3 protein-coding genes and 1 pseudogene are annotated in these 5,096 nt (G+C 75.3%); 1 reads left to right on the top strand and 3 read right to left on the bottom strand.

All coding sequences use genetic code 11. The features are described 5' to 3' along the window. Positions 1-777, top strand: a 777-nt coding sequence (locus VIU94_RS26225; RefSeq protein ID WP_331914751.1) for an HAD hydrolase family protein, incomplete at its 5' end; no start/stop codon positions are given. Between the two features lie 253 nt (positions 778-1,030). Here the strand turns inward: VIU94_RS26225 and VIU94_RS26220 are convergent. The 3 genes and pseudogenes from VIU94_RS26220 to cydC form a co-directional block, all read right to left on the bottom strand. Next, positions 1,031-2,092 (bottom strand): annotated as a pseudogene (locus VIU94_RS26220) (M23 family metallopeptidase); the annotation flags it as partial. 134 nt (positions 2,093-2,226) lie between these two features. After that, positions 2,227-3,933, bottom strand: a complete 1,707-nt coding sequence (locus VIU94_RS26215) for a sensor histidine kinase (protein WP_331914749.1) — start codon at positions 3,931-3,933, stop codon at positions 2,227-2,229. Between the two features lie 76 nt (positions 3,934-4,009). Beyond that, positions 4,010-5,096, bottom strand: a 1,087-nt coding sequence (cydC, locus tag VIU94_RS26210; protein WP_331914748.1) for a thiol reductant ABC exporter subunit CydC, incomplete at its 5' end; no start/stop codon positions are given.

Genomic DNA, 5,096 nt, shown 5'->3' with positions numbered 1-5,096 from the left:
CTGCTGCGCGACGACAAGTCCCTCTCCGCGCGCACCGTCGCCGCGCTCGCCGCGGCCGAGGCCGCCGGGATCGAGGTCTTCTTCGTCACCGGACGCCCCGCCCGCTGGATGGACGTCGTCAGCGATCACGTCCACGGTCACGGCCTGGCCATCTGCGCCAACGGTGCGGCGGTCGTCGACCTGCACTCTGGAGGAACGTTTCTGGAGGTGCGTCCGCTGGAGCGGCCGACCGCCCTGGAAGTCGTCCACCGGCTGCGGGCGGCCGCGCCCGGCACGTCCTTCGCGGTCGAGCTGACCACCGGCATCCACTACGAGCCGATGTATCCGCCGTTCTTCCTCGACCCCGGCGCAACGGTCGCCACCGCCGAGAAGCTGCTGTTCGAGGAGACCCCCGGCGCGGCGGCCCCCGTGCTCAAGCTGCTCGCCCAGCACCCCGACCTCGACCCCGACGTCTTCCTGGCGCTGGCCCGCGAGGCGGCCGCCGACCTGGCGTCGTTCACCCGGTCCAGCCCCACCGCCCTGCTGGAGATCAGCGGCCCCGGCGTCTCCAAGGCGTCCACGCTCGAGCACTGCTGCGCCGAGCGCGGCATCGCGGCCGAGGAGGTCGTCGCCTTCGGCGACATGCCGAACGACATCGAGATGCTCACCTGGGCGGGGCGCTCGTACGCGATGGGCAACGCGCACCCCGAGGTGGTCTCCGCCGCCTCCGGCCGGACGGTCGCCAACAACGAGGACGGCGTCGCCGTCGTCATCGAGGAGATCCTGGCGGCCCTGTGACGGGATCGGGGGCCGGGATGGGAGCCGGTACGGGCGGCGCGTCAGGCACCGGAACGGGAGCGGATTCCGGTCCGGGGGCGGGTGCCGGCCCGGAGGCCTTCCCCTTGGGCGCAGGCACCGCAGGCACTCCAGGCACTCCAGACACTCCAGGCACCGCAGGCACCGCAGGCACCTTCGCCGCCGCAGGGCCGACCGCGTCCGGCAGCCGCGCGCCGGCAGCGCCCGCCTCCTCGCCCGGCAGGACGGTGTCCCGCAGCCGTACCCCGCGCTCGGCGAGCCAGCGCGACGGGTCGACGCCCGACCCCAGCTGAGGCGTCAGGCGTGTCTCGAAGTGCAGGTGCGGGCCCGTCGAGTTGCCGGTCGTCCCGGCCTGTCCGATCCACTGCCCGGGCAGCACCCGTTCGCCGGCGGCGACCGCCGCCGAGGCCAGATGCGCGTACTGCGTGTACCAGCCGTCGTTGTGCCCGACGACCACCTCGATCCCGAAACCGCCGCCGCACGAGACGCGCACCACCCGGCCGGCGCCCACGGACCGTACGGGCGTGCCGATGGCCACCGCGAAGTCCTGGCCCGTGTGCCGGCGGGCCCAGCGCTCGCCCGCGCTGTCGAAGCCCGCGGAGAGCGAGTACGCCTCCACCGGCGCGACCCACGGCCGGCCGCGCGGCGGGCCGCCGGGCTGGTCGATCCGAACCGCGCCCCGGCAACTGCCCGCGGCCGCGCTGCGGTTCGCCTCCGCCTGGAGCGTCCACTGCGCCTCTTCGAGCTTGGTCTCGATGCCCCGCTTGATGCGGTCGAGCCGTTCGACACGCCGGTCGAGCTCCTGCCGGGCGGAGTTCGCCGCGCCCTGCGCCCGCGCCAGCCGGGCCTCGGCCCGGCGGGAGTTGTCGAGCAGCCGGCTGACGACCGCGTCGGCCTGGGCCGCGATCTGCTGTCCGCGCAAAAGCTGGTCGGGGTTCTTCGAGAGCAGCAGCCGGGCCGTGTGGGTGAGCGAGCCGCCGTCGCGGTACTGGGCGCGGGCGACCCCGCCCGCCTGGTCGTGCAGGACGGCCAGTTCGCGGCGGTGCCCGGTCAGCCGCTTCTCCAGGCCCTCGGCCCGGACGCGCTGGGCGTCGGCGGCCCGCCGCCCCTGCTCGTACGAGGCGACGGCGCGCGCGGTCTCCTGGAAGAGCCGGGCGACCTCCGGGCCGGTGCTCGGCCCGTCGAAGGCGACGGCGGGGCGCGGCCACAGCAGGAGCAGCGGGACGGGAAGGACCGGCGCGAGCAGCGCACACAGCAGCGGCAGGGGACGGGGCCACCGGTCGTATGAGATGCGCATGATCGGATCGTCACCCGACGACGCCCCGCTTCCCGGCAGCACGCGACTGTCGTACGGCCACTCGGCCTACGAAGATCCGACGATCGGCCCGCACGAGCAGGCCGGGCCGACCGCAGCGCGGCGCAGAAGCCGGACTACAAGGGCGCCTCCCACACCACCGTCGTGCCGCCGTCGTTCTCGCCGATGCCCGGGCCGCACCAGCTCGCCCCGCCGAGGGACTCCGCGCGGCGGGCCAGGTTGCGCAGGCCGCTGCGCCGGCCGCCCTCCGGGAGGCCCACGCCGTCGTCGGCCACCGAGAGCCGGACGCCCGGGGCGCCGTCGTCCAGGGTGACGGTGGCGTCCACGACGACCTCGATCCTGGTGGCCTCCGCGTGCCGGAAGGCGTTGGAGAGCGCTTCGCGCAGCGCGGCGACGAGGTTCTTGCCGGTGAGCTCGCCGACCACCGCGTCGATCGCGCCGAGGAACCGGTGGGCGGGCTTGAAGCCGAGCGGCACCGCGGCCATGTTGATCTCCCGCAGCACCCGGGTGCGCAGCCCCGACGGGGCCTCGGCCGGCCCCTGCTGGAGCGCGAAGATCGCGGTGCGGATCTCCTGGATGGTGACGTCCAGTTCGTCGACCGCCTTGCCGACGCCCTCCCGCACGGCCGGCACGACCGACTTGCGCTGGGCGCTCTCCAGCATCATCCCGGTGGCGAACAGCCGCTGGATGACGAGGTCGTGGAGGTCGCGGGCGATGCGGTCGCGGTCCTCGTAGACGGCGAGCCGCTCCCTGTCGCGCTGCGCCTCGGCCATCATCAGCGCGAGCGCGGCCTGGGAGGCGAACTGGGTGGCCAGCGTCCGCTCGGCCTCGGTGAACTGCCGTGCGCCGCGGGCCCGGGGCGTGGCGAGCGCGCCGAGCACCCGCCCGCCGCTCTGCAGCGGCAGCAGCATGCCGGGCCCGTACGCGACGGACACCCGGCTGAGCATGCGGGGATCGGCGGAGGCGTCGGTGACGAACACCGGCTCGCCGGCGAGCAGCCGCTCCACCACCGGGCTCTCCGGCGGGATCACGATGCCGAGCGCTTTGGAGGGCTGGTCGGAGGAGACGGCGACGATCTCCAGGCCGCCCTCCTCGGCGGGCAGCAGCACGATGCCCGCGGCCGCGTCGGCGAGCCTGCGGGCCTGTTCCGCGACGACCGCGAGGGCGTCGTCGGCGTCGCCGCCGGAGAGCAGCGCGGTGGTGACGGCCACGGAGCCGTCGATCCAGCGCTCGCGCTGCCGGGCGGCCTCGTACAGCCGGGCGTTGCCGATGGCGATGCCGGCCTCGGTGGCGAAGACGCGCACCATGTGGACGTCGTTGTCGGTGAACTCCTCGCCGCCGTGCTTCTCCGCGAGATAGAGGTTGCCGAAGATCTCGCCCTGGACGCGGATGGGGACGCCGAGGAAGGTCCGCATCGGGGGATGGCCGGGCGGGAAGCCGGCCGCCCGCGGGTCGGCGGTCAGGTCGGCGAGGCGGATGGTCTGCGGCTGCCGGATCAGCGCACCGAGGAGCCCGGCGTGCCCGTCGGGACGGCGGCCGATGCGCCGCGCGACCTCGTCCGGGACGCCATGCGTGACGAGGTCGGAGAGGCCCTCGCCCTCGTCGTCGATCACGCCGATCGCCGCGTAGCGGGCGCCGGCGAGCTCGGCGGCGGTCTCGCAGATCCGGTCCAGGGTGGAGTGCAGCTCCAGACCGGTGCCGACAGACCGCATGGCCTCCAGGAGCTGCGGGACACGCGCCGTCAGTTCGGTCGACAGGCCCTGCAGGCTGCGGGTGGCCTGGGTCGCGGCTTCGAGGGGGTCCGGGGCTTCGGGCACGGTCATGCCCCTGAGAGTAGTAAGTCCGATTTGCTGGGAAAAGTCGGCGGGGCGGTGGTCGGGTGTGCACACTCGGGGGCGGTCAGCCGCGATGCGTGAGCAGATCGGTCGCCCGTTCCCGCTCCAGCATCGCCCGCAGCGGCCCCTCCGCGGCGGCCAGCTCCGCGTACGGGCCGCGCTGCACGGTCCGCCCCTCGTCCAGGACCAGGACCTCGTCGACGGCGTCGAGGCCGCGCAGGCGGTGAGTGATGAGTACCGTCGTCCGGCCCTCGGTGACCCGCAGCAGGTCGTCGGTGAGCGCGTCCGCCGTGGCCAGGTCGAGGTGCTCGGCGGGCTCGTCGAGGACGAGCACGGGGAAGTCGGCGAGCAGCGCGCGGGCGAGCGCGAGCCGCTGGCGCTGGCCGCCGGAGAGCCGGTCGCCGTGTTCGCCGACGAGCGTGTCGAGGCCCTCGGGCAGGCCGTCGACCCAGTCGAGCAGCCGGGCCCGGTCGAGCGCGGCGCGCAGCTCGTCGTCGCTCGCGCCGGGTCGGGCGAGCCGCAGGTTCTCCCGCAGCGAGCTGTCGAAGGTGTGGGCGTCCTGGGCGCACAGGCCGACGAGGCGGCGCACATCGTCGCCGTCGAGGGCGTCCGCGGCCACCCCGCCGAGCCGGTACGTGCCGGCGCGGGCGTCCAGGAAGCGGAGGAGGACCTGGGCGAGCGTGGTCTTGCCGGAGCCGGACGCGCCGACGACGGCGACCCGGCGGCCGGCCTCCAGGGTGAGCCCGAAGTCGCTGAGCGCGTCCCGGTCCTGTCCGGCGTACCGCGCGCAGAGCCCGTCGAGCTCCAGCGGGAACGGGCTGTCCGGCGCGGCGGCCGGCCGCTCCGGCTCGTGCACGGGGACGGGCGCGTCGAGGATCTCGTGGACCCGCTCGGCGCTCCGCTTGACGCGCTGCCGGTACTGGACGGCGAGCGGCAGACCGGTCACCGCCTCGAACGCAGCGAGCGGGGTGAGGACGACGACGGCGAGCGCGACGCCGTCGAGCCGGCCGTCGCGGACGCCCTGGACGCCGACGAGCGCGGCGGCCGCGACGGTCAGGCCGCAGCCCAGGGCGGTCAGCCCCGCGCCCAGCGCGGTCGCGGCGGCCTGCCGGGAGGCGATGGAGGTGAGGGCGCGGTCGGCGCGAGCGGCC

This window comes from Streptomyces sp. (assembly GCF_036566765.1).
In the GTDB taxonomy this organism is placed as follows: Bacteria; Actinomycetota; Actinomycetes; order Streptomycetales; family Streptomycetaceae; genus Streptomyces.
This window is presented reverse-complemented; position numbering and strand designations above follow the sequence as displayed.

Bases quoted from the DNA above. Each gene is read 5' to 3' on its own strand.
- VIU94_RS26215 (WP_331914749.1), bottom strand. From the start codon at position 3,933: ATGACCGTGCCCGAAGCCCCGGACCCCCTCGAAGCCGCGACCCAGGCC.